Genomic DNA, 3,581 nt, shown 5'->3' with positions numbered 1-3,581 from the left:
GTCTTTCAAAAGCCCGTCTCGCTCCAGCGGCTTCAAGCTTGATGAGCGCGTGGTGGGATACGGAAAATGGGTTCAGATAGTGCCGGAGCGTGCTGCATAACCAGCGCATACCAAATGCCGAGTGCTCATCGGGTCTCCTGAATCTCTTCACCATCCTTGCATCGTTGGCTCATTCTGGATTTGACCCGGCAGCCTGACAATCCCATTGGGACAGGACGCAGCGTTCATCGTTAGTTAACGTGGCGCCGTCAAAGTCAGTTTCCCAAATCGGATGGGCAGGGCACGTCGCTCAGCGCGCAATTTGGGTGCCGATGCCCGCAGGTTCTTCGGGTAACACCAACGTCGCAGCAGAAGCGGCCCGATTAGCTTCCCACAAACCACGTTGAGGAAACGACTGTTTTAGCTTGCGATCTGCCATTGTCTGCGGGCGAGTTCGAAGGGCTGCATTGGGTCGTGAAGAGCCGACCAGCCCGCCACCGGCGGAACTGCTCGGAGTCTCTTGATTGAACACTTCAGTCCAATTCAGAGATCGACTACTGTTTCGCGGTTGATTGCTCGCACGAGGGAGACCGATCTTCACTGTGTGCTTGATGACGGGAATCGTGATGACAAAGATGATCAGCAGCATCAGCATGACTTCGAGCAGCGTTGCCATGATGTTTCCTTCCTCAAAGCTGACGCTCAGTTCTTGACGGCCAGGTGCACCGACGTATCGTTGGCGCGAGTACCCGGAGTGGTGGGGCGCACGTGGGTGCCAGTCACGAAGTAGGTGTGCAGGTCGTGCGCAAAGCGGTTGAGCTTGCTGATGACGCCCTTGTTGCCGCGGCTCAGCGCGTTGTAGCCAAGCACGGCCGGGATGGCCACGGCCAGACCGAAAGCGGTCATAATCAGTGCTTCGCCCACGGGGCCGGCCACCTTGTCGATCGTCGGTATGCCCGAGGCGCCGATGCTGATCAGAGCGTGATAGATGCCCCACACGGTGCCGAACAGGCCGACGAACGGAGCCGTCGAACCCACCGAAGCCAGCACCGCCAGGCCCGACTGCATGCGTGCCACGGCCTCGTCAATTGCGCTCTTGAGCGAGCGGGTCAGCCAGTCGGAGATGTCGAGGGCATCGCGCAGTTGCGTCTGGCTTGCGCGATGGTGCTGCGCGGCTTCGCGGCCGGTGATGGCCAGCGTGCGAAACGGGTTGGCATCGTTGGCGCCAAGTGTGTCGAGTGCGTGATCGAAATCCTCTGAGTGCCAGAAGCGCTTCTCCGCACCATTTGCCATCTTCCGCAAACGAAGCAGATCCCAAGCCTTGGTGATAATCACGATCCATGACAGCACCGACATGATCAGTAGAATGATGGCGGTCGCGCGAATGACGAAATCGCCTTGCGCCCAGAGGTGGGGAAGTCCGAGGTCCTGCATGACGGCTCCTGGAGAATGTCAGTGTTCGGAAGTTACAGAAGGAATTCGGCAATCAGTTCAACTCGAAGCTGATCGGCTGCTGTGCGGGTCTGCCACGGCACGGCCGTTCTCCAATCGGGCTTGCAGCGCATGGCCTGCGCGGCATTGATACGCTGCCGTATCGAGGCGCGCCGACGCGGCTCCGGCCGCGATGGCTCGAAACGGGAAATGGGGCATTGCAATACCTCTGATGGCGTGGAAGTGTCGCGCGGGGACCTCTGTGCCCGCACCAATGCACTACGCGAACGATCCGCCAGACAGAGGGGGGCCACGGCTACGGGGCCGTAGCGAAATTATGGGGGCTATGTACCGCGCGGCGAACAGCGGGTAGTGCCAGCGCCTAGCACAGGCAATCAGCAGCCAGAAGCCCAGCGAAGGCATCGCCACCGCGGCAGCGGCAAAAGCCAAGCATTGCAGACAGACATGATAGTCCGGCACGCACTGATCGGTGTCGGCGGGCGCCGCGCACGGATTGCCCTGCAGATGCACATGAATATGCGACAACGCGTGAATAGCGCCACAGGCCTGGCCGAGGAGCAGGAGGAGGCTGAGTAGGAGGGCAAGCGAGCGTCGCGACATCGAGGGCTGCAGCAATGACGGTAGACGCTCAAGACGCGTCAAAGCGCTTTTTGCAACAGTGTTGCGAGTTTGCCACCTAACAACGCTCTTCGCAAGATTCGCAAGATCCAATACCGCGCTAGCCATTTTGTATGCATCCAGCGACACTCGCTAGCGTCCAAGATGGCGCCGAGCAGTCACATGCATCATAGATGCAGGATTCCAGGACATTCGCGAACACCAACGAGGACAGGGAGTAGTCTACACGGCACTCTTGTCCGCTTGCACGCGGTAAGACTAGCTTCTACGTTTTATTTAGCGGGTTGCCGACTGACAAGCTTTCCTCTCCTTCCACCTAGCAACCGCGTCCCCCGGATCCGGACTAGGGAATCCATCAAGGAGTTAGCGCCATGGTCGACTGCTCTCTGCAACACCCCACCAATCATTAGGTCCGGAAGAATTCGGGCAGCAGCGGGGCGACCCAGCGGGCGCCAAAAGCGAGCGGCGCGGCGAGCTTGACAAGACCACGCGGTCGGCTTGAGGTCTCACGGGCGAAATCCTCGGCCTCCTCGGCGTCGGCGTAGATTTTCGCCGCTCGTTCAGCGAGCGTGTGGCTATAGTCTGTGAGTGCAAGTCGTCGGGAGGTACGGTTGAACAGTCGGCCTCCCAGCCGCTCTTCAAGGCGGGTAACGGCCCGAGAGACCGTAGCGACCGAGACACCCAAGGCCGTGGCCGCCGCAGCGAACGAACCTTCCTCGGCGACCTTCGCGAACATCGCGAGCCCTTCGAAATCCGGCAGCTTTGACATCGACAATCCTGCAACGATGGTTTTCATTCATTTCTATTTCGAAAAATAGCATGCCGCCGTAGATTTGTCTCATCCCACTCAGGAGAGATAGATCATGGTACGCAGACTCGAAGGAAAAATAGCTGTCGTCACCGGCGGTACGACCGGTATCGGCCTCGCCACCGCCAAGCGTTTCGCAACTGAAGGCGCGCAGGTCTTCGTTACCGGCCGTCGTCTGGTCGAGCTCGATGCAGCCGTTGCCGCGATCGGGCCGAGGGCCACTGGCATCCAGGCGGACTCCGCCAATCTCAGCGATCTCAATCGCCTTTACGAGAGAGTGAATACAGAGGCAGGTCGTATCGATGTGTTGTTCGTCAATGCTGGTGGCGGCTCAATGCTGCCTTTGGGATGAATCACCGAAGAGCAGTATGACGACACGTTCGGTCGCAACGTGAAGGGCGTGCTCTTCACGGTGCAAAAGGCACTGCCGCTGCTGGTCGACGGTGCCTCAGTGATCCTTACCGCTTCCAACGTCAGCATCAAAGGCACACCAGCGTTCAGCGTCTATAGCGCCTCGAAGGCCGCGGTGCGCAACTTTGCCCGAAGCTGGACGCTCGACTTGAAGTCTCGCGGCATCCGTGTGAACGTCATCAGCCCGGGCCCGATCAAGACGCCCGGCCTAGTTGACCTGGCCGGCCCCGATGCCGCACAGCAGCAAGGTCTGCTCGACTACATGGCCTCGACCGTCCCACTTGGTCGCATCGGTGATCCCGACGACGTCGCA

Annotated in this window: 3 protein-coding genes and 2 pseudogenes; 2 read left to right on the top strand and 3 right to left on the bottom strand. The window is 59.6% G+C overall.

What is annotated here, in order from left to right:
- Positions 1–289 precede the first annotated feature (289 nt).
- Both ACYP5B_RS06295 and ACYP5B_RS06290 read right to left on the bottom strand, forming a co-directional pair.
- Entirely contained in the window at positions 290–655 is a 366-nt protein-coding gene (locus ACYP5B_RS06295; protein ID WP_459568984.1) for a hypothetical protein, read from the bottom strand.
- 26 nt (positions 656–681) lie between these two features.
- Positions 682–1,413, bottom strand: coding sequence for a MotA/TolQ/ExbB proton channel family protein (locus ACYP5B_RS06290; RefSeq protein WP_318238015.1), 732 nt, complete (start codon positions 1,411–1,413; stop codon positions 682–684).
- A 462-nt stretch (positions 1,414–1,875) separates the two neighbouring features.
- Here ACYP5B_RS06290 and ACYP5B_RS06285 point away from each other — a divergent pair, with 462 nt between their 5' ends.
- The gene (locus ACYP5B_RS06285) at positions 1,876–2,007 is read left to right on the top strand and encodes a hypothetical protein (protein ID WP_400103813.1); all 132 of its coding nucleotides are present in this window, start codon (positions 1,876–1,878) and stop codon (positions 2,005–2,007) included.
- A 454-nt stretch (positions 2,008–2,461) separates the two neighbouring features.
- Here the strand turns inward: ACYP5B_RS06285 and ACYP5B_RS06280 are convergent.
- Positions 2,462–2,818, bottom strand: a pseudogene (locus ACYP5B_RS06280) (LysR family transcriptional regulator); the annotation flags it as partial.
- A 94-nt stretch (positions 2,819–2,912) separates the two neighbouring features.
- On the opposite strand from ACYP5B_RS06280, the pseudogene ACYP5B_RS06275 reads away from it, so the two are divergent.
- Positions 2,913–3,581, top strand: a pseudogene (locus ACYP5B_RS06275) (SDR family NAD(P)-dependent oxidoreductase); the annotation flags it as partial.

This window comes from Cupriavidus sp. 8B (assembly GCF_054589115.1).
This window is presented reverse-complemented; position numbering and strand designations above follow the sequence as displayed.